Genomic DNA, 19,997 nt, shown 5'->3' on the forward strand with positions numbered 1-19,997 from the left:
GCGCGACATCCGCGCCCTACTCGGTCGCCGTCAGAACAGCGCCTTGCGCAGCATGTTCAGCGCCACGAGGAACAGGAACACCGCAAAGGCCCGCTTGAGCGGGGCCGGGTCCATTGCATGCGCCAGCTTCGCGCCCAGCGGCGCGGTCAGCACGGTCATGGCGACGATCACCACGAAGGCCGGCAGGTTCACCAGCCCCACCGTGTAGGGCGGCAGGAGGCCATCCGCCGGCAGGATCAGGAACAGGATCACCGCCGGCACCGCGATCAGCATGCCGAACCCCGCCGCCGTCGCGACGGCGCGGTGGATCGGGACGCCGTGGAGCGTCATCAGAGGGACGCCGAAGCTGCCTCCGCCGATCCCCATCAGGACCGACGCGAAGCCGACGGCGGGCGAATAGGCATAGCGCCGGCCGCCGCGCGGCATTTCGGGCGCGATCCGCCAATGCGGCTTGGAGAGCGCCATGTAGGTCGCCACGATCAGCGCCAGCACCGCGAAGATCGCGGTCAGTGTTTCCGAGCGCAGACGGGTCGCGACGACGACGCCCACGGCTGCGCCGATGGCGATCCCCGGCCCCCAGCCGCGCAGCACGTCCCAGTCGACGGCGCCCTTGGCGGCATGCGCCTTCACCGAGCGCCACGAGGTCACCACGATCGTCGCCAGCGAGGTGGCGACGCAAACCTGCATGATGTTGGCGCCGTCATATCCGAGCACCTGGAAAACGTAGTAGAAGGCCGGGACGAGCACGATGCCGCCGCCCACGCCCAGAAGCCCCGCCAGAACGCCCGCGAAGGCGCCGACGGCCAGAAGAAAGCCGATCAACGGCGCGAGGGTCGCGAGGTCGGGCATCGGTGCTCCTTCAGGCGGCCTGCGCCGTGACGTGGGCCAGCGCTTCGGTCAGGATCTCGGCACCCGCGCCGGGCCGGGCCGCCCCTTCCGAAAGCGTGCGCCGCCATGCCCGCGCGCCCGGCAGGCCCGCGAAGAGGCCGAGCATGTGCCGCGTGACGTGGCCGGGCTTGCCGCCGCCGTCGATATGCCGCTCGAGATGGGGCAGCATCCGCAGCGCCGCCGTGGCCCGGTCGGGACAGGGGTCGGCTGTGCCGAAGATGCGGCTGTCGGCCTCGAGCAGGATCGCGGCGGGGTCGTGATAGGCCGCGCGACCCACCATGACGCCATCCATCGGCTCGAGCTGCGCGCCCACGTCGTCCAGCGACGCGATCCCGCCATTGATCGACAGGTGCATGTCGTCGAAGCGCTCCGCCATGGCGTGGACCAGCGCGTAGTCGAGCGGCGGCACTTCGCGGTTCTCCTTGGGGCTGAGCCCCTGCAGCCACGCCTTGCGGGCATGGATCGTGGCGCGCGAGACACCCGCATCGCGGATGCGCGACAGGAAGTCGGGCAGGACCGTCGCTGGGTCCTGATCGTCCACGCCGATGCGGCACTTCACCGTGACCGGCACGTCGCCCGCCGCCGCGATCATCGCGGCGACGCAGTCGGCCACGAGGCCGGGCCGTTCCATCAGGATCGCCCCGAAGCAGCCCGATTGCACCCGGTCGGACGGACAGCCCACGTTGAGGTTCACCTCGGCATAGCCGCGCGCGACGGCCATCGCGGTCGCCTCGGCCAGCTCCGCCGGGTCGCTGCCGCCCAGCTGCAGCGCGACCGGATGCTCGGCCGCATCGAACTCCAGCAGTTCCACCGCCCCGCCCCGCACCAGCGCGGCCGACGTCACCATCTCGGTGTAGAGCAGCACCTGCCGCGAAAGCACGCGGTGAAACGCCCGGCAATGCCGGTCGGTCCAGTCCATCATCGGCGCGACGGACAATCTGGCGTGGTCGGTGACGGGCATGGATCCTTCGGCGAGCTTGTTCGGGCGGTCGGTCTGGGCGCCCCGATACCACCGGAACGGGCGGGCCGCGATGGCTCATCGCACACGGAGCGGCGTCCGACAACGCGCCCCGCGTCGGGCGCGCGGCCGCTAGGCGTCGTCCCCGACGCGTCCGATCGGGTGCATGGCGTCCCGGTGGAAGTCCTTGGAGCCCGCCGCCCGCAACGTCAGGCGCGCGATCTTCCAGCCCGCATCCGTGCGTCGGAATTCATGATGATACTGCCCCCAGAGTTCGCTGTTGGGTCGCATGTCGCGATACCGGTGCCACGCATAGAGATACGCGACGCTCGTGGCCGCGTTCGGCCCGTCAAAGTCGATCACGATGTTCGAGACGTGGTGGCTGGTGGCGGCGAAGAACGTGGCCAGTCCCCGTCGAACCACCGCGTCGATCTCGGCGGTGCCGGTCATCGTCGGCACGTCGGGGCCGTAATCGACCACGGCGTCCCCGGTGAAGAGCGTCAGCACCGCATCCGCCTCGGCCCGGTCGAAATGGTAGCAATAGGCGTGGATGACATCCGTGATCGCCGCCTTGTCGATCAGGGTCCTCAGGTCGTCGCTCGCATCCATCTCGTCCTCCTATCCATCCAGCCCGTCGGGAGCGCGCCAGCCCTCTGGCGGCGGGGCGCGCTCCACCGGGGGGATCGGCACGTGAAATGCACCCCCTGCCCCGTTCATCTCCATCGCGCGATGGGACAGCCGCCAGCCCTCATCCGTGCGGCGCAAACGGTCGTGGTAAAGGCCGTGCAGAACGGCCGGACGCCCGTTCGACGCCTCGTGCCACGCCAGGACATAGCTCTCAGCCCGCGCATAATCCGGTCCGTCGAACCAGACGCGCACCTGGCCCAGGTGATGCGCCGTCCGCCGCCAGCGCCACATCCGGGCCATCGAACGTTCGAGATCGTCGCGCCCCCGTGCCGTCAGCCGTGGGTCCGGGCCGAACGCCACCTCGCAATCCGAAGTGAAGAGCGCGGCCAGCGCGGCAAGGTCCATCCGGTCCAGCGCGCGACAATAGTCTGCCAGCACGTCGGCGATCGCGGCCCGGTCGGCCAGCGCCCGCAAATCGCTCATGTCCCGCCCCGCACGGGCCAGGTGTCGCCCAGCCGGTAGCCGCGCGGGAACGGGTCGTCCGGATCGAGCAGAAGCTGGCGCGTGTCGGTGATCCATGCGCGCCCCTGGATGGTCGGGCGAATGGCCGGGATGCCGTCGAGGTCGCACTCGGCCGCGATGCCGCAGTCGAACCGCGTCCCGAGGATCGACACGCCCTCGAACCGGTCCCCCACGCGGAGCATCCCCTGGGCGTGGAGGAGTGCCATCCGAGCCGAACACCCTGTCCCGGTCGGCGACCGGTCCAGTTTGCCGGGGTCTATGACGACCGTGTTCCGTCCGGTGACCGTGCCGCGCTCGCGCCGAACGGGATCGGTGAACTGGCAGAACGAGATATGGGACCAGTCCGGCAGGGTCGGATGGCGGAACCCCAGCTGTTCGGTCGCCGCGCGCGCGATCGCGATGCCGTGCGCCACGAGTTCGGCGGCGGCTTCGGGCACCAGCTTCAAGCCCAGATCCCCCGCCTCGACCAGCACGAAGCTGTCGCCGCCCCAAGCCGTATCGACCCGCAGGGACCCGAGGCCGGGCATGTCGAGCTTCGCGTCCCGCCGGCCCACGAAGCTCGGGACATTGGTGATGCGGATTGCCTCGGCGCGGCCGTCCCGGCAGGTGGCCACGACCTCGACCAGACCGCCGGGCGCCTCGATCGCGAAGGTCGTTTCGGGCTCGGTCATCTGCACGAGGCCCGTCTCCAGAAGGACGGTCGCCACGCAGATCGCGTTCGAGCCGGACATCGGCGGCGTATGCGACGGCTCCATGATGATGAACCCGGCCACAGCGTCGGGGTGCTTCGGCGGCACCAGCAGGTTCACATGCCGGAAGACGCCGCCCCGCGGCTCGTTCAGGACAAAATCCCGCAGCGCGCCGTCCGCGGCGATCCAGCGCGACTGGTCCCAGAGCGTGTCGCCCTTCGGAGGCGCCACGCCGCCGACAATGACGTCGCCCACCTCTCCCTCGGCATGGCAGCCGACGATCTGGATCGACCGGCTACTGCGCATGGGCGGCGCGCGGGTTCGGGACGTCGGGCATCATCGCGTCTCCAAGAGGCCGCCATCGACGGGGATCACCTGCCCCGTGATCCAGCCCGCGCGGTCCGAGGCGAGAAAGGCGATCGTCTCGGCGATCTCCCGCGTCGTGCCCCATCGCGACAGGGGATAGCGCGCGATCACGCCATCGAGCAGTTCGTCAAAATGCGCGTCGTCGCGGGCGCGGGCGCGGAACTGATCTTCGGAGAGCGGCGTGCGGACGGCGCCGGGGGCGACCTCGTTGACCCGCACGCGACGGTCCGCGAAATCCGCCGCCAACTGCCGCGTCAGCGCGACGACGGCGCCCTTCGAGGCGGAATAGGCCGCGACGCCCTTCATCCCCGACAGGCCCACCGTCGACGCCGTGAAGACCAGCGCGCCCTCGGTCTCGATCAGATGGGGCAGCGTCGCGCGCGCGGTCAGGAACGCGCCCGTCGCGTTGACCGCCATCACGCGATGCCAGTCTTCGATGGAGACCGACAGCACGTCGCCTTCGACCATGATCCCCGCATTGGCCGCGGCCACGTCGATCCGGCCGGTCCAGCCCATCGCGGCGTCCACCATCGCCGCACAGGACGCCTCGTCCGCGACGTCGACGCGGGCCGCGCGCGCCTCGACCCCCTGCCGGTGCAGCGCCTCCATCGTGGCCTCGCACCCCTCGATATCCGCGCAAAGCACCGCGCAGCCCTCGGCACCGAAGCGCTCTGCCGTCGCGCGCCCGATCCCGGAGGCGGCACCGGTGACGATCGCGGTTCTCACGCCGGGTCGGGCGCGAAGATCTGCGGATAGAGATTGCGCATCGCGGCCTCGTCCATCTCGGTCGCGAAGGCATGCGAGGCCGACAGCGCATGGGCGCGGGCGGCGGCCGGTCGCGCATCGATCTCGTCCATCAGGCGGCGGATATTGGCGAAACGCTCGAACGCATCCGGCTCCTCCAGGACGAAGGGAATGCGCGGGGCCCAGCCCCAGACGGCCATGTCCACGATGGTATAGGTGTCGCCCAGCATGAAGCGCCGCCCCTCCAGCCGATCATCGATGATCTGCCAGTGCCGGTTCGCCTCGTAATGGTAGCGCTTGATCGCATAGGGCAGACGATCGGGCGCCATGTTCCGAAAATGGAAGGCCTGCCCCGAGTAGGGCCCGACGCCGGTGGCGATGAACATCAGCCAGGATAGCATCTCGCCCCGCAGCGCGGGCGTATCCGCGGGCAGGAATTGCCCCGTCTTCTCCGCAAGGTAGAGCAGGATCGCGTTGCTGTCGAAAACGGTGACGTCGCCGTCCCGGATTGCGGGCACCTTGGCGTTCGGATTGATCGCGAGATAGCCGTCGGTGTGCTGGTCTCCGCGCTTGGTGTCGATGGGCACGGCCCGGTATTCGACCCCGCTTTCCTCGAGAAACAGGCTGACCTTCAGGGGGTTCGGCGCGGCGTTGAAGAAGAACTCGATCATCAGTGCCTCAGGATCTTGGAGAAGAAATCGCGGGCGCGCTCGGTCTTGGGCGTGTCGAACAGCTCGGCCGGGGTGCCCGCCTCGATTATCTGGCCCGCATCCATGAAGACGACCTTGTCGGCCACCTCTCGGACGAACGCCATCTCGTGGCTGACGATGATCATGGTCATCCCCTCGTCGGCGAGCTTGCGGATCGCGTCGAGCACCTCGTTGACCAGTTCGGGATCGAGCGCCGAGGTCACCTCGTCGAGAAGCAGGATCTGAGGTTTGAGCGCGAGGCCCCGCGCCAGCGCGACCCGCTGCTGTTGGCCGCCCGAAAGCTGGTCCGAATAGGCATCCGCCTTGTCCGACAGACCCACCAGCCCCAGAAGCCGCCGCGCCTCGGCCTCCACCTCGCGCTTGTCCCATTTCTTGATCTTGAGCGGGGCGAGCGTGAGGTTCTGCATCACGGTCATGTTCTGGAACAGGTTGTAGGCCTGGAAGACGATGGCCATGCGGTCGCGCGCGGCCCGGACCTCGCGGGCCGACGAATAGTTCATCCGCTCGCCCGTGATCTCGACCTCGCCCCCGGTGATCGGGGTCAGCCCCATCAGCGCGCGCAGGACCGTCGACTTGCCCGACCCCGAGGGGCCGACAAGTGCCGCGATCTCGCCCTTCTCGATCGAGAAGCTGATCCCTTTCAGGACCTCAAGGGCGCCGTATTTTGCGCGAACGTCGCTGACCGCGAGGTGTGGCAAGGCGTTTCTCCAGGTATTGGCCCAGAAGGCTCAGGGGAAAGGATAGAAGGAAATAGCACAGCGCGATGGTGCCGAAGACGAGGATACCGGAATAGCCCTGGTTGTTCAGCTCCTTGCCCCGGAAGGTCAGCTCGAATACGCCGACCTGGCTGACCAGCGCCGTGTCCTTGATGAAGGCGACGGCGAAGGCGATGGCGGGCGGCACGATCACCGGCCAGGCCTGCGGCAGCACGATCCGAAGGTTGGTCTGGAGCCGCGAGAGGTTCATCGCCTCGGCCGCCTCGACCTGCGTCCTCGGGACGCTTTCGAGACCGCCGCGGATGATGTCGGCGGTGTAGGCGATGGCATAGAGGCAGATCGCGATCACCGCGATCGTGAAGAGCGAGGCGTCGGGCGTCACCGCCTGGATGAAGAACAGCACAAGGTAGATGACGACGATGAACGGGATGCGGCGGAACACCTCGACATAGGCGATGCAGATCACGCGCAGCGGCAACGCCCAGAGGCCCGGCGTCTGGCGCAGGAATACCAGCACGAAGGCGAAGCCGAACCCGATCAGGCAACCGGCGACTGTCATGCCGAGGGTCAGCATCGCCGACTCCAGCAGGAGCGCCATGTTGGGCCCCGAGAAGAAGCGCGGGATCTGTTCGATGATCCGGTCCATCAGAAGATCCGCGCCTTGACGCGGAACGCCCACCGCCCCAGCAGCGCCAGCCCGATCGAGGCGATGAAGGTCAGCACGACATACATGCCGGCGACGACCGTGAAGTATTCCAGCCAGCGGTAGTTGACGGTCGAGAGGTTGATCGCCTGCCCCGTCAACTCGTCGACGCCGATCAGCGCCCCGACCGAGGTCCCCATCACCAGGACGACGATGAAGAAGTTGGCCAGCGCCGGGTAGATCGACTTGGCGATATGCGGGACGATAATGTAGCGGACCTGCTGGATCAGCGACATGCCGAGCGTCTGGCCCGCCTCGATCTCGGGGAGGCGGACCGACAGGAAGCCCGCGCGCAGGATCAGCGTCAGGTAGGCGCCCGCGTTCATGGTCAGACCGATCAGCAGGCAGGCCTCGTTCGACCAGCGAACGCCGACCTCGGGCAGGCCGAAGTAGAGGAAATAGATCTGGATCAGGGCGGGCGTGTTGGTGATGAAGACCACGTAGCCATCGACCAGCATCCGCAGCGGCCACGGCCCGTAGGTCTTGATCGCGGCCCCCAGAAGTCCGATCACCGCGCCGCCCGCGAAGGCGAAGACGCCCAGCTGGAAGGTGAGCCACGCCCCTTCCAGAAGCTGGGGCATGTTCTCCCAGACGACGCCGAACTGAAACCGGTAATTCATGGGGTCAGGGCCGCGCGCCCCGGCCGCGATGGGCCGGGGCGCGCGCGTCTCAAATCAGAAGAACGGGACGGGTTCGACCGCGCGGAGCATCGGCGCGCCGTAGTACTTCTCCCAGGTCTCGTTGATCATGCCGCCCGAATGCATGTTGTAGAGCGCGATGTTCAGGACCTCGGTGAGGTTGTCGTTGCCCTGCGCCACGCCGATCGCACAGTAGGCCACGAAGATCGGGTTCTCGACCACGCGCCAGTTCACGTCCGGGTAGTTCTCGGTGAAGGCCATGAAGAAGTCGATGTTCTCGACGATGGCGTCGGCCCGTCCCTGCCCCACGAGGCGCACGGTATCGGCCAGCGTGTCGACCAGCTCAAGCTCGACATTCGGCATGTTCTCACCGATCCAGTCGACGGTCCAGTTGCCGCGCATGTTGGCGAGCGTGACGCCCTCGGTGTTGAAATCCTCCCAGCTGTCACCCTCGATCTGGTCGGTGGCGAGGACGGCCAGCACCTCGGTATGGAGCGGAACGGTGTAGTCGATCAGCTTGGCGCGCTCGGTGTTGCGCGTCAGCGCGCCCAGCGAGATGTCGATGCGGTCGGACACGAGGAACGGGACGCGCTGCGGCGTCTCGGTCGGCACCCATTCGACCTCGACGCCGATCGCGTCGGCCAGCGCCTGGCCCACGTCGATGTCGAAGCCTTCCCATTCGCCCGCATCGTTGCGCGTGCTCATGTTCGGGAAGTTCGGATTGATGCCGATGCGGATCACACCGTCGGACAGGATGTCATCGAGGCTCTTGGCGTGAACCCCGGTCACCGCCGTCGCAGCCAGCGCTAGGCCGGTCAGCGCGGAAAGGAACGTTCTCTTCATCATGCTTCAAGATCTCCCATGTCGATCGGCCCATCCCCCGAGCCGTGGGGAACCGGGTGTTCTCCCCGATTTGTGCGCAAAACGAACGTTTGTGCGAGTGAAAGCGTCGGCCAGATGCGGGCGTCTGTCAATGATCTCGTGCGGGGGCGTGGATCGCTTCGACCTCGATCTCCACGTCATAGGGTCCGATCAGATCGATCCCGCCCAGAAGCGTGTTGGCGGGCCGGACATGCCCCAGATAACGCGCATGGACCGCCGAGACGGCCTCCCAATCGTCTGCGTGGCGCAGGTAGACGCGGGTCCGTACGATGTCGTCGACCGTGCCGCCCAGCGCCTCGATGGCCGCGATGATCTTGTCGAACACGTACGTCGCCTGCCCCGCCGCATCGCCCTTGCAGACGGCGTCGCCACCCGGTGCGGTCGCGGTCGTTCCGCTGACGAGGATGCGGTTGCCGTCGCGCACGGCCCGCGCGAAGCCCGCCGCCTCCTCCCAGATCGAGCCGCTATCGGCCAGCCGGCGACCGGGACGCACTTCGCGCGCGGCGAAGACCGGCGGCAGCGCGTCGAGATGGTGGCTGAGATCGCCGGAGGCCGTCAGGAAGGGCGGCTTGCGGTATTCGTCGCCGCAATCGCCGGGAATATCGTCGAGCCCGGCCAGCGCACCCGCCAGAAGCACCCGGTCGGCATCGTCGAAGCGCAACGCCTCGGCATTGAGATTGTCGGCACGGTGCTCGTTCTCGCCGAGGCGCGCGCCGATGATGGTGGCCCCGACCGCCGCGTGCGACAGCACCCAGGCCGTCGCCACGTTCGAGATCGACACGCCGTGTTTCTCGGCGACCGTGCCCGCCGCGTCGAGCAGGCGCTGGTACGGGCCCCAGCCCCCGGCCGCATCGATGAAGCGGCGGTATTTCATGCGGCTCCAATCGGCGATGTCCTCGGGCTCGGGCGCGCCGCGCCAGCGATTCGACAGGAACCCGCCCCCCAGCGTCCCGAAGGCCAGAAGCGTCACGTCGTTCGCGCGGGCGACCCGCGACAGCTCGCCCGCCGCGCGCCGGTCGAGCATGGAGAAGCAGACCTGATTGGACGCCACCTCGATCCCATGCGTGAGCAGGAGGTGCAGGTGCGCGGCGTCGAAATTCGTCAGCCCAATCTCGCGGATCAGCCCCTCCTCGCGTAGGCGCATCAGGCCCTCCATCGCGTCGAGATATTCCGGCATCTCGTAGCGCCACCAATGGAACTGCATGACGTCGACCGCCTCCAGCCCCAGCCGGTCCAGCGCCGTCTCGACGCCCCGCCGCACGACCCCGAGATCCATCGGCCCCGGTGCGGGACACCACTTGGTCAGGATCGTCGGCGGCGTCTCGCCCGCGTCGCGCATCGCCCGCGCGGCCATCCCCGCCACGATCTCGGCGCTACCGTAATGGTCGGCCATGTCGAACGTGTCGAACCCGGCGCGGGCGTAGTCCACAAGCGCCTCGGCGGCCCGGTCGAGATCCAGCGTCTTCCCGTCCCGCTCCTGGTCTGCCATCTGCCAGAGCCCGGTGATCAGCCGCCGAATGGGGACGTCGCGGCCCAGTGTCGTCCGTTCCGGCTCGCGCATCGCGACCTCCTTTGCAGTTGCGAACATCTGTGCGCAATATGGCCTTGGTCTCAACCGCGAAGTTCTGGAGAGGCGCCTTGCGTATCGGTCTGGTGGTCAATCCCGTGGCGGGGCTGGGCGGGGCCGTGGGCCTCAAGGGCACGGACGGGCCGGGCATCGTTGCCGAGGCCCGCGCGCGCGGCGCCGAGGACCGGGCAGGCCCGCGGACGCGCACGGCGCTGGCGCGGCTGGCCGATCGCGCGCCCGGAACGCGGCTGGTCGCGGGGCCCGGTCCGCTCGGGGCCGACTGGGCCGAAGGGCTCGACCTCGAAATCGAAGCGGTCATGATCCCCGACGCGACCGGCACCGCGCGCGACACCAAGGCCGTGATCCGCGCCATCGGGCCCTGCGACCAGATGGTCTTTGCGGGCGGCGACGGCACCGCGCGCGATGTCGCGGCGACGTTGGCGGAGGGCACGCCGATGCTGGGGATCCCGTCGGGCGTGAAGATGCATTCGGGCGTCTTCGCGGTCTCGCCCGGCGCTGCGGGGGCGCTTCTGGCGGACCTCGTGACCGATCCGGCGCGCGTGACCTGGCGCGGCGAGGTAGAGATCATGGATATCGACGAGGTCGCGCTCCGCGCGGGCGTCCTCGCCCCCCGGCTCTACGGGCTGGCCACGACGCCCGGTGCGCGCAGCCTGATGCAGGCCGCGAAGGGCGGCCCGCCCGGGGACGGCGAAGGCGCCGTGCGCGCCGCCGCCGCCGCGATCGCCGCGACGATGGCGCCCGGCATCCTTTATGTCGTGGGGCCCGGCACCAGCGCCGGGGCCGTGACGCGCGCCGCGGGGTTCGAGCCGACCGTGCTGGGCGTCGACGCCCTCCTCGACGGCAAGCGCGTCGCGCGCGACGCCACCGGGGCCGAGCTTTCCGCCCTCGCCCGCGACCGCCCCGTGCGGATCGTCCTGGGCGTGACGGGACAGCAGGGCTTCCTTCTCGGGCGCGGCAACCAGCAGATCGGGACGGACCTGATCCACAAGGCCGGGCGCGAGGGGATGATCGTGATCGCATCGCCCGAAAAGCTCGCGACGCTCGCCGCGCCGCGCCTTCTGGTGGATACCGGCGACGCGGCGCTCGACGACGCGCTTTCGGGATTTCACCGTGTGAGGACCGGTGCGGGACGTGCGACGATGATGCGGATCGGGACGGCCTGAATTCCGTTGTGCGATATGCGAACTCTTGTTTAAGTTGATGCGACTGCCCCCGCGCCCTGATCCGAGGAGTGACCCATGAGCCAAGACACCCAGTCCCATCCGTGGATGGCGAACTCCGCTCCGGGCGCATTGCAGGCGATGCTGGACGAGATCGGAGCCCGCGACGCGCGCGAGGTATTCGCGCAGATCCCCGAGGATCATTTTCGCACGACCCCGCTCGACCTGCCGCCCGCGCTGACGTCCGAGCTGGCGCTCAAGCGCGACCTCGTGGGCAAGCTGAAGAAGAATGCCGATTGCGAGGCCAATCTCAGCTTTCTGGGTGCCGGCGTCTGGCAGCACCATGTCCCCGCCGTCGTCGACGAAATCGTCGGCCGGACCGAGTTCGCGACCAATGTCTGGGGCAGCTACCAGTCCGATCACGGCCGCAACCAGGCGTGGTTCGAATTCTCGTCGCAGCTCGGTGCGCTTTTGAACCTCGATGTGGTGCAGCTCCCGGTCTATTCCTGGGGCTGTGCGACGGGGCACGCGATCCGGATGGCCGCGCGCATCAATGGACGCACGAAGGTCCTGATGCCGCGCCTGAGCGACCCCGAGCGCCTGTCGGTGATCGGCACCTATTGCAAGCCGACCCAGATGGATGGCCATATCGAGATCGTGCTGGTCGATGCCGATCCGACCAGCGGACGGCTGGACCTCGGCGACCTCAAGTCCAAGCTCGGGCCCGACGTGGCCGCCGTCTATTTCGAGAACCCCGCCTATTTGGGCACGATCGAGACCGAGGCGGCCGAGATCGCGCGACTGACCCGTGCTGCGGGCGCCGAGACCATCGTCGGCGTCGATCCCATCAGCCTCGGAGTGATGACCGCGCCGGGGGATTACGGCGCCGACCTCGTGACCGGGCCGGTGCAGCCACTGGGCGTTCACATGCAATGCGGCGGCGGCGCGGGCGGCTTCATCGCCTCGCGCGATGAGGAGACATACGTCCTCGAATACAACGGCTTCCTCGTCTCCATCGCCGAGACGGTCGAGCCGGGGCAGCATGCCTTCGGCCTCGCCTGCCCGCACCAGAACTCCTACGGCTCGCGCGAGCACGGCAAGGACTGGACCGGCAACTCGACCTATCTCTGGGCCATCGCGGGCGCGGTCTACATGAGCCTGCTGGGGCCGCAGGGCTTCCGCGAGGTGGGCACCCTGATCGTGTCGAACGCGCGGTATGCGGCCAAGATGCTGGACCGCGTGCCGGGTGTCCGGGTCGTCTGGCCCGACACGACCTTCAAGGAATTCGTCGTCAATTTCGACGACACCGGCAAGACGGTGGCCGAGATCAACGACGCGCTGCGCGCACGGGGCATCTTCGGCGGCAAGGATGTCTCGGGCGAGGACGGCGCGCTGGGGCAGTCGGCGCTCTACTGCGTGACCGAGGTGCACACGGCGGGCGACATTCACCACTTGGCCGATACCCTCACGGAGGTGCTCGCATGACCCGCATTCCCGACTTTCACGCCGCCAAATGGGACGAGCCCGTCATCTACGAGATCGGCCGCCCCGGTGCGCGCGGACAGATCTTCGACGCGCCCGACGCGCGGGTGACCGAGGCCGTCGGAACCGACCTGATCCCCGCGGCGATGGCCCGCAGCGACGCACCCGCCCTGCCCGAGATCACCGAGTTCGAGGCGCAGCGCCATTTCCTCCATCTCAGCCAGATGACGCTGGGCATGATGGGGATCAGCCTCTTCGGCACCTGCACGATGAAGTACAACTCCAAGGCGGCCGAATACGCCACGCTCCGGCCCGAGCTGGCCGAGGTGCATCCCTTCCAGCATCCCGACACGCTGCAAGGCGTGCTCGAGATCATCCACGATTTCGACGGTATCCTGCAGAGCCTGTCGGGCATGGACCAGTTCATCTTCCAGGCCGGCGGCGGGGCCGATGCGGCCTACACGATGGCGACGGTCGCGCGCGCCTACTGGGCTGACAAGGGGATGCTGGGACAGCGGACCGAGATGGTGACCAGCGTCCAGGCCCATCCCTGCAACCCGGCGACGGCGGCGGCAGCGGGGTTCGACGTCGTGAACCTGCCGCTCGAGGAGAACGGCTATCCTTCGCTCGACGCGCTGAAGGCCGCGATCAGCGAGAAGACCGCGCTCATCATGATCAACAACCCCGACGACATGGGCATCTACAATCCCGAGATAAAGGAATGGACGCGGGTCGCGCGCGAGGCGGGCGCGCTCTGCTTCTACGACCACGCGAATTTCAACGGGGTGATGGGCAAGCTCTCGGCGCGCGAGCTGGGCTTCGACGCCTGCATGTTCATGCTCCACAAGACCTTCGGCGCGCCCAAGGCCGGCGGCGGCCCCGCTGTGGGCGCCTTCGGATGCACCGACGACCTCGCGCCCTACGTCCCCGGCCCCGTCGTCGTGAAGGAGGGCGACCGCTACCGCCTCGACGAGGACCGCCCGAAATCCACGGGCAAGGTCCGCGAATACTGGGGGAACGTCCCGCAGGTGGTGAAGGCCTATGCCTGGAGCCGCGCGATGGGGGCCGAAGGCATCGACCTCGCCTCGGACATCTCGGTCGTCGCGAACAATTACATGGACAAGAAGCTGGGTGAGATCCCGGGACTGGCGATCTCCAATCCGGACATCGACGCGTGGCGGATGGAGATGACGCGCTGGTCGCTAGGGCCGCTGACCGAGGAGACGGGTGTCACGACGGTCGATTTCGCCAACCGGATGGCCGATTACGGGATCGACCCCTACTGGATGAGCCACGAGCCGTGGATCGTGGCCGAGCCCTTCACACCGGAGGCGGGCGAGCTCTGGTCCAAGGAGGATATCGACACCTGGATCGCGGTCATCGCGAAGATCGCCGAGGAGGCGCGGAGCGAGCCCGAACTGGTCAAGACCGCGCCCCACAAGCAGCCGGTCGCGCAGGTCCGCGGCGACGTGTTCGAGGATCCGGCAAAATGGGCGATGACGTGGCGCGCCTACAAGCGCAAGATCGCGGGCGACGATGCCGCGCGCGGCGTCGCCTGACGGCCGTGGCGCATGCGCGCTCAGTCGTAAAGGACCGAGATCCCGTCGAGGGGGACAGTCGGTGCGCGCCCCAGCACGAGATCGGCCACCACGCGCCCCGTCATCGGGGCCGCGCTGAACCCGACCCAAGGAAAGATCGCGAGGAAGAAGCCGGGCACGCCCGGCGCTTCGCCGATGATGGGGCGCCAGTCCGGCGTGCCGTTGACCCAAGCCGTCCAGCTCCGCAGCGCGCGGGCCTGCCCGAGGACGGGCACCACGTCGGCCGCGATGCCCATGTTCGCCGCGAAATTCGCCGGATCGGTGGCGAGGCCGCCATCGCCGTGCACTCGCGCCGCCCAGCCGCCCCCGATCACGCAGCCGCCGTTCGGGGCCTGCTTCAGCGACAGCTTTCCGGCCGCGGAATAGACGAGATGCGGGATCAGGGGTGCCACCGGCTCGGTCACCGTGACCTGCAAGGGGAAGCCGCCCAGATCGATCGGGACCCCGACCATGGCCGCGCAGTCCGCCGCCCGCGCCCCGGCGGCATCGACGACGCGCGCCGCACGGACCGCGCCGCCCGGCGTGGCCAGCGCGAAGCCCTGTGCGTCCCGTGCGATCCCCGTGACCGTGGTGCGGGTGCGAATGTCGACACCCGCCGCCACGGCCGCGCGGGCCAGCGCCGGGGTCGCGCGCAGCGGATCGGCCTTGCCCTCGCCCGCGCAGAAGCCGCCGCCGATGGCCGCATCCGACAGGTATGGTGCGACCGCGCGCAGCTCGTCGCGGCCCAGCACTTCGGTCACGATGCCGACGGACGCCTCGATCCGCGCCTTGGCCGCGATGGCGCGCATCTGCGCGTCCGTGCGCGCGACCACGACCCCGCCCTTGACGCGGACGTTCAGGTCTTCGCCCACGGCCTCCGACATCTCCTGCCAGAGGTCGATCGACGCCGCGAGGAATCGCAGCGTCGGCGCATAGGCCCGCGCCCAGGCCTCGCCGTACTTCACGAATTCCGGGTACTGGATTTGAAGGTGCAGAGACCCGGCATTGGCCCCCGATGCCTCGGCCCCCAGATCGCCCGCCTCGAGCAGGACGACCGACGCGCCGTCCCGCGCCAGATGCCAGGCCGCCGTCAGCCCGACGAGGCCGCCGCCCACCACCGCCACATCATACGCGGCCGTCACGCCGCCATCACTCCCAGAAGGACCGTGCCATGAGACCCCAATATTCCGGCAGCCATACCGTCACCGTCACGCCCTTCACACCCGGCGGGGCCGAGATCGACTACGAGGCGTGGGAAGGATTCCTCGAGTGGCAGGTCGAATGCGGCGTGCCGGGGGTCATCATCCTCGGGACGACGGGTGAGTTCCTGACGATCAGCGACGCCGAGCGCACCGCCTTCGTGCGCCACACGGTGAACTACGTGAACGGGCGCATGGTGGTCTGGGTCGGCACCATGGACGCCTACACCCCCAACGCCGTACGCTATTCCAGGGAGGCGGAGGATCTCGGAGCCGACGGCCTGATGATCATCCCGCCCTATTACATCACGCCGACCGACGACGAAATCTTCGGGTACTACCGCGCCATCTGTGAGGCGCAGGACCTCCAGATCATGCTCTACAACAACCCGTTCACCTCGAACGTGGACATGTCGGCCAAGCTGGTCGGACGCCTGGCCAAGAACTTCGAGCAGATCCGTTACATCAAGGAAGCCAGCCAACGCATTGAACGCATTTACGATATCATCGTCGAGAGCGAGGGCCACATGCACCCCTGGGCCGGTCAGCGCGTGCTCGAAAGCTACAAGATGGGGGCCGAGGGCTACGTGAACCCTTATGGCAACTACATCCCACGCGCGTCCGTGAAGTTCGTCGAATGGGCCGAACAAGGCCGCTGGGACGATGTGCAGCGCGTGCAGGACGTCATCTCGCAATTCGACACGATCATCGTCGAGGGGCACCCGCTCTATGGGCACCAATGCTACTCCAAGGCGCTGGCGGCGGCGGCAGGGCATTCCGTGGGCGACGTGCGCGCACCGCTGACCACCTACGAGAGCCTCGGGGACGAGGGACGCGCGCGGGTCGCGAAGATGGTGCCGCTGATGGCCGAGCTCGACCGCATCGTGGACGAGATCGAGGCCCGTCCGGCGGCGGCCGCGGCCGAGTAGGCTCATCGGATATAGGCCGCGCCGTTGAGGTCGATCGTCGCGCCCGTCAGGTGGCGCGCGCGACCACCGGCAAGGAACACGGCCAGCTCGGCGATATCCGAGGGCGGCACCCATTCCCCCATCGGCAGGCCCGCCGTCACCGCGGCCGCCCCGCCGGTCTTATCGGCGCTCGCGACCGACATCTGCGTGTCGACCACGCCGGGCGCGATGACATAGGCGAGGATGCCGCGACCCGCATAGTTGCGCGCGACGGTCTTGGTGGCGGCCGCGATCGCCGCCTTCGACGCGGCATAGGCGATGGCGCCGGGGTTCGACGTGCCCCGCGTCGTGACCCAGCTTCCGATGGCGATCACGGCCCCCGTCCGCTCCGCCGCCAGCCAGTCGCGCACCGCCAGCCGCATCAGCATCGCGGGCGCCTCGACATTGATCGCCATCGAACGCGACCACGCCGTGTCCCAAGCCGCCGCGTCGTCCTCGATCCCGCCCGCCTGCGCCATGATACCGGCGTTGTTGACCAGCACGTCAACCGGCCCGCCGGCGGCCTCGCACGCCTCCTGCCAGAGCCGTGCCACGGCGTCGCGGTCCGACAGGTCCGCCTGCACGAGCACCGCCTGCCCCTCCGCCGCATCCGCGACGGCCGCCTCGGCCCCGGCGCGGTCGCCACCATAATGCGCCACGACCCGCGCGCCCGCGGCGACCATCGCCGTCGCGATGGCCGCGCCGATCCCCTTCGACGCGCCGGTCACGAGGACCGATCTGCCGGCCAGATGGCTCATCGCGCGTCCCGCTTCACGAAGGGTGTCGATGCGAGCTTGGGGTTGCAGCGCGCATAAGGCGCCGGCATCGCAATTTCGGCGCCCAGCGTCTCGGCCGCCTTCCAGGTCCAGTTCGGGTCCCAGAGCATGCCCCGCGCCAGCGCTACCATATCCGCCTGCCCGGTCCGCACGATCGTCTCGGCCTGAACCGGGTCGGTGATCTGGCCCACTGCCATGGTGGGGATGTCCGCCTCGGCCCGGATCTGGGCCGAGAAGTCGAGCTGGTAGCCGGGGCCGGTCTCGATCTTCTGCGACTGGTCGATGCCGCCCGAGGTCACGTCGATCATGTCGCAGCCGCGCGCCTTCAGCTCCCGGCAGAAGGCCACGGACCCGTCGATGTCCCAGCCGCCCTCGATCCAGTCCGAGGCCGAAAGGCGCACCATCACGGGCTTGTCGTCGGGAAAGGCGTCGCGCACCGCGTCGAACACCTCGAGCGGAAAGCGCATCCGGTTCTCCAGCGCGCCGCCATAGGCGTCGTCCCGGCGGTTGGTCACGGGCGAGAGGAACTGGTGCAGCAGGTATCCGTGGGCGGCGTGAAGCTGCACGGTATCGAAGCCCGCGCGATCCGCCCGCCGCGCGGCGTCGGCGAAGGCGTTCCGCACGCGGTCCAGATCGTCCGGGCCCATCGCTTCGGGCTCCGGCCAGCCGGGCAGGTACGCGACCGCCGAGGCCGATTGCGGCTGCCATGCGCCCTCGCCCTCCAGAAGGCCGCCGCCCTCCCACGGGGGCACCGTATTCCCCTTCCGGCCCGAATGCCCGAGCTGCATGCCCACCCGGCTGTCGCCCACCGACTTGATGAAGCCGACGATCCGGGCCCAGGCCGCCTCGGTCGTGTCGTCATACATGCCCGTGCAACCCGGCGTGATGCGCCCGTCGGGCTCGACCCCCGTGGCCTCGGTGAAGATGAGACCCGGTCCCGCCGTGGCGAAGCGACCGAGATTGACGAGATGCCAGTCCTCGGGGACGCCATCCGTCGCGGAATACTGGCACATCGGGGCGACCGCGATCCGGTTGGGAACGGTCAGGGCGCGCAGCTGGATCGGCGCGAAGAGGTGTGGGGGCAAGGATGACCTCCGATGGATACGATTGACGTTGCCCGGCGGCACCCGTGCGGTATAGTAACTTTTGTGCGTAAAATGAACACGCATGCTAGATTTGGACAAGCGGAAAAGGAAGACCCTCCATGACCAAGCTCGACGTCGCGGCCAGCACCTTTCCCTTCTTGTATTCCCATGACGGCCTCGATGCACTGAAGCATCTGCACGGCCTCGGCTACGACATCTTCGAGCTGATGATCTTTCCGCCGCATTGCTGGCCGGGCGAGTTGAGCGCCGAGCAGCGCCGCGCCTACAAGACCTGGCTCGACGGTGAGGGCGTGCGGCTGTCGTCCTTCTGCTACCCGCTGCTCGACAACAATCCGAACTCCACCGACAAGCTGATGCGGGACTACACGCTCGACCGCTACAAGGAGGCCGTGGATTTCGCGGCCGAGCTGTCCTGCCCCTATGTCATCTCGATCCCCGGCCCGGTCGGCACGCTGATCAACCCGCCGAAGGAGTGGATGCTGAACTGGTATGTCGAGGCCATGCAGGAGCTGTTGGGCCATATGAAGGGCACGGGTGTCGAACTTCTGCTGGAGAACGTGCCGTTTACCTACCTGCCCTCGGCGCAGGACATGGTCGACACCGCCAAGCTGATCGGCCCCGAGGTCGGCATCAACTACGACGTCTGCAACGGGGCCTTCATCAACGAGGACCCCGCCGCCGCCATCCGCATGATGGGCGACATGGTCAAGAACGTGCACATTTCCGACAGCGGCCCGACCGAGTTCAAGCACGACCGGCTGGGCACCGGCATCGTCGAGCCCGGCCCCGCGGCCGAGGCGCTCCGCGATATCGGCTATACCGGTGTGACCGTGATGGAGATCATCACCGACGCGAACCAGCCCGGCGCCGATCCCGACGGCGACATCAAGGCGTCCCACGCGATCCTGGCCGAGGCCGGGTGGGAGCCGCTGGCCGCGCGCTAGACCAGCCCCGCCTCGACCGGCAGGACGCAGCCTGTCATCCCGACCGAGGCGTCCGATGCGAGGAAATGCGCCACCCGCGCGACGTCCCCTTCGGTCGCCATCCGCCCGAGCGCGGTCTCGGCATCGAGCGCGGCCAGCGCCTCGTCCAAGGTCGGGCCGCCCGTCTCGTGGCGCGCGGCGATCCGGGCGATCAGCGCGTCGGTGGCGATCGGTCCGGGTGCGACGGCATTCACCCGGATGCCCGATGGCCCGAGGTCGAGCGCGGCGGACCGGACGATGCCGATGACCGCGTGCTTCGACGCCGTATAAAGCGTCTGCGCGGGGTGCGCGCGGTAGCCGTTGATCGAGGCCATGGCGACAACGGACGCATGCTCCGAGCGGGCCAGCGCGTCGGCGCATCCCCCGATCGCAGCCGCGACGCCCCAGGTGTTCACGGCCATGACATGCCGCCATTCCGCGCCATCGATCTCGCGCAGGCCGCGCCAGGGCGGAACGACGCCCGCATTCGCCACGAGGATGTCGAGCCCGCCCAGCCCGTCGGCGATCCGGGCCATCCCGATGCGCGCATCCTCGCCCGAGAGGTCGAGCGCATGGCCCGGATACCGCCCGTCCGCCCGCTCCAGCGCCTCGGCCAGATCGACGATCGTGACCTTGGCCCCTGCCGCAGCCAGCCGGTCCGCGATGGCCCGCCCGAGGCCCGCCGCCCCGCCGGTCACGATGGCCCGGCGTCCGTCCATGTCTTGTGCTACGTCCAAACTGGGGCGATCCTTCTTGC

21 protein-coding genes are annotated in these 19,997 nt (G+C 68.6%); 5 read left to right on the forward strand and 16 right to left on the reverse strand.

What is annotated here, in order from left to right; genetic code table 11:
• Positions 1 to 30: 30 nt before the first annotated feature.
• From Q0833_RS07650 to Q0833_RS07705, 12 genes are all read right to left on the reverse strand, one after another.
• On the reverse strand, positions 31 to 849 hold the full coding sequence (locus Q0833_RS07650; protein ID WP_298432054.1) for a sulfite exporter TauE/SafE family protein: 819 nt from the start codon (positions 847 to 849) through the stop codon (positions 31 to 33).
• Between the two features lie 10 nt (positions 850 to 859).
• A complete protein-coding gene (dusA, locus tag Q0833_RS07655) occupies positions 860 to 1,849 on the reverse strand; it encodes a tRNA dihydrouridine(20/20a) synthase DusA (protein WP_298432059.1) in 990 nt (329 codons plus the stop codon).
• 129 nt (positions 1,850 to 1,978) lie between these two features.
• Positions 1,979 to 2,455: a nuclear transport factor 2 family protein gene (locus tag Q0833_RS07660; protein ID WP_298432062.1), complete on the reverse strand. Its 477-nt coding sequence runs from the start codon at positions 2,453 to 2,455 to the stop codon at positions 1,979 to 1,981.
• A gap of 9 nt (positions 2,456 to 2,464) precedes the next feature.
• A complete protein-coding gene (locus Q0833_RS07665) occupies positions 2,465 to 2,956 on the reverse strand; it encodes a nuclear transport factor 2 family protein (protein ID WP_298432065.1) in 492 nt (163 codons plus the stop codon).
• Entirely contained in the window at positions 2,953 to 3,990 is a 1,038-nt protein-coding gene (locus Q0833_RS07670; protein WP_298432068.1) for a proline racemase family protein, read from the reverse strand. Before Q0833_RS07670 ends, Q0833_RS07665 begins: the two co-directional genes overlap by 4 nt.
• A 30-nt stretch (positions 3,991 to 4,020) precedes the next feature.
• Positions 4,021 to 4,776 carry an SDR family NAD(P)-dependent oxidoreductase gene (locus Q0833_RS07675; RefSeq protein WP_298432071.1) on the reverse strand — a complete coding sequence of 252 codons (756 nt, stop codon included), beginning with the start codon at positions 4,774 to 4,776 and terminating at the stop codon, positions 4,021 to 4,023.
• The gene (locus tag Q0833_RS07680; protein WP_298432074.1) at positions 4,773 to 5,465 is read right to left on the reverse strand and encodes a glutathione S-transferase N-terminal domain-containing protein; all 693 of its coding nucleotides are present in this window, start codon (positions 5,463 to 5,465) and stop codon (positions 4,773 to 4,775) included. Before Q0833_RS07680 ends, Q0833_RS07675 begins: the two co-directional genes overlap by 4 nt.
• The gene (locus tag Q0833_RS07685; RefSeq protein WP_298432077.1) at positions 5,465 to 6,202 is read right to left on the reverse strand and encodes an amino acid ABC transporter ATP-binding protein; all 738 of its coding nucleotides are present in this window, start codon (positions 6,200 to 6,202) and stop codon (positions 5,465 to 5,467) included. The genes Q0833_RS07680 and Q0833_RS07685 overlap by 1 nt, the downstream gene beginning before the upstream one ends.
• Positions 6,153 to 6,866 (reverse strand): amino acid ABC transporter permease, encoded by a 714-nt coding sequence (locus tag Q0833_RS07690; protein WP_298432080.1) that lies wholly within the window; start codon positions 6,864 to 6,866, stop codon positions 6,153 to 6,155. The genes Q0833_RS07685 and Q0833_RS07690 overlap by 50 nt, the downstream gene beginning before the upstream one ends.
• Positions 6,866 to 7,543: an amino acid ABC transporter permease gene (locus tag Q0833_RS07695; protein ID WP_298432083.1), complete on the reverse strand. Its 678-nt coding sequence runs from the start codon at positions 7,541 to 7,543 to the stop codon at positions 6,866 to 6,868. Before Q0833_RS07695 ends, Q0833_RS07690 begins: the two co-directional genes overlap by 1 nt.
• Positions 7,544 to 7,597: 54 nt before the next feature.
• Positions 7,598 to 8,407, reverse strand: coding sequence for a transporter substrate-binding domain-containing protein (locus Q0833_RS07700; protein ID WP_298432087.1), 810 nt, complete (start codon positions 8,405 to 8,407; stop codon positions 7,598 to 7,600).
• 124 nt (positions 8,408 to 8,531) lie between these two features.
• A complete protein-coding gene (locus Q0833_RS07705) occupies positions 8,532 to 10,031 on the reverse strand; it encodes an aldo/keto reductase (RefSeq protein WP_298432090.1) in 1,500 nt (499 codons plus the stop codon).
• Between the two features lie 50 nt (positions 10,032 to 10,081).
• On the opposite strand from Q0833_RS07705, the gene Q0833_RS07710 reads away from it, so the two are divergent.
• The 3 genes from Q0833_RS07710 (at position 10,082) to gcvPB (ending at position 14,232) form a co-directional block, all read left to right on the forward strand.
• Positions 10,082 to 11,194 carry an NAD(+)/NADH kinase gene (locus Q0833_RS07710; RefSeq protein ID WP_298432092.1) on the forward strand — a complete coding sequence of 371 codons (1,113 nt, stop codon included), beginning with the start codon at positions 10,082 to 10,084 and terminating at the stop codon, positions 11,192 to 11,194.
• A 75-nt stretch (positions 11,195 to 11,269) separates the two neighbouring features.
• Positions 11,270 to 12,676 carry an aminomethyl-transferring glycine dehydrogenase subunit GcvPA gene (gene gcvPA, locus Q0833_RS07715; protein WP_298432094.1) on the forward strand — a complete coding sequence of 469 codons (1,407 nt, stop codon included), beginning with the start codon at positions 11,270 to 11,272 and terminating at the stop codon, positions 12,674 to 12,676.
• On the forward strand, positions 12,673 to 14,232 hold the full coding sequence (gene gcvPB, locus Q0833_RS07720; protein WP_298432096.1) for an aminomethyl-transferring glycine dehydrogenase subunit GcvPB: 1,560 nt from the start codon (positions 12,673 to 12,675) through the stop codon (positions 14,230 to 14,232). Before gcvPA ends, gcvPB begins: the two co-directional genes overlap by 4 nt.
• 20 nt (positions 14,233 to 14,252) lie before the next feature.
• On the opposite strand, the gene Q0833_RS07725 is transcribed toward gcvPB, so the two are convergent.
• Complete coding sequence (locus Q0833_RS07725) at positions 14,253 to 15,392, reverse strand: FAD-binding oxidoreductase (RefSeq protein ID WP_298432099.1); 1,140 nt, start codon at positions 15,390 to 15,392, stop codon at positions 14,253 to 14,255.
• 29 nt (positions 15,393 to 15,421) lie between these two features.
• On the opposite strand from Q0833_RS07725, the gene Q0833_RS07730 reads away from it, so the two are divergent.
• Positions 15,422 to 16,378 carry a dihydrodipicolinate synthase family protein gene (locus Q0833_RS07730; RefSeq protein ID WP_298432102.1) on the forward strand — a complete coding sequence of 319 codons (957 nt, stop codon included), beginning with the start codon at positions 15,422 to 15,424 and terminating at the stop codon, positions 16,376 to 16,378.
• 2 nt (positions 16,379 to 16,380) lie between these two features.
• Here the strand turns inward: Q0833_RS07730 and Q0833_RS07735 are convergent, their stop codons facing one another.
• Both Q0833_RS07735 and Q0833_RS07740 read right to left on the reverse strand, forming a co-directional pair.
• On the reverse strand, positions 16,381 to 17,154 hold the full coding sequence (locus Q0833_RS07735; protein ID WP_298432105.1) for an SDR family oxidoreductase: 774 nt from the start codon (positions 17,152 to 17,154) through the stop codon (positions 16,381 to 16,383).
• Positions 17,151 to 18,257, reverse strand: a complete 1,107-nt coding sequence (locus Q0833_RS07740; protein WP_298432107.1) for an NADH:flavin oxidoreductase/NADH oxidase — start codon at positions 18,255 to 18,257, stop codon at positions 17,151 to 17,153. The genes Q0833_RS07735 and Q0833_RS07740 overlap by 4 nt, the downstream gene beginning before the upstream one ends.
• A gap of 119 nt (positions 18,258 to 18,376) precedes the next feature.
• Between Q0833_RS07740 and Q0833_RS07745 the strand changes: the two genes are divergently transcribed.
• Entirely contained in the window at positions 18,377 to 19,222 is an 846-nt protein-coding gene (locus Q0833_RS07745) for a sugar phosphate isomerase/epimerase (RefSeq protein WP_298432110.1), read from the forward strand.
• On the opposite strand, the gene Q0833_RS07750 is transcribed toward Q0833_RS07745, so the two are convergent.
• A complete protein-coding gene (locus tag Q0833_RS07750; RefSeq protein ID WP_298432113.1) occupies positions 19,219 to 19,959 on the reverse strand; it encodes an SDR family NAD(P)-dependent oxidoreductase in 741 nt (246 codons plus the stop codon). The genes Q0833_RS07745 and Q0833_RS07750 overlap by 4 nt on opposite strands.
• Positions 19,960 to 19,997: the final 38 nt, after the last annotated feature.

Origin of the sequence: uncultured Jannaschia sp. (genome assembly GCF_947503795.1) — a bacterium.
In the GTDB taxonomy this organism is placed as follows: domain Bacteria; phylum Pseudomonadota; class Alphaproteobacteria; order Rhodobacterales; family Rhodobacteraceae; genus Jannaschia.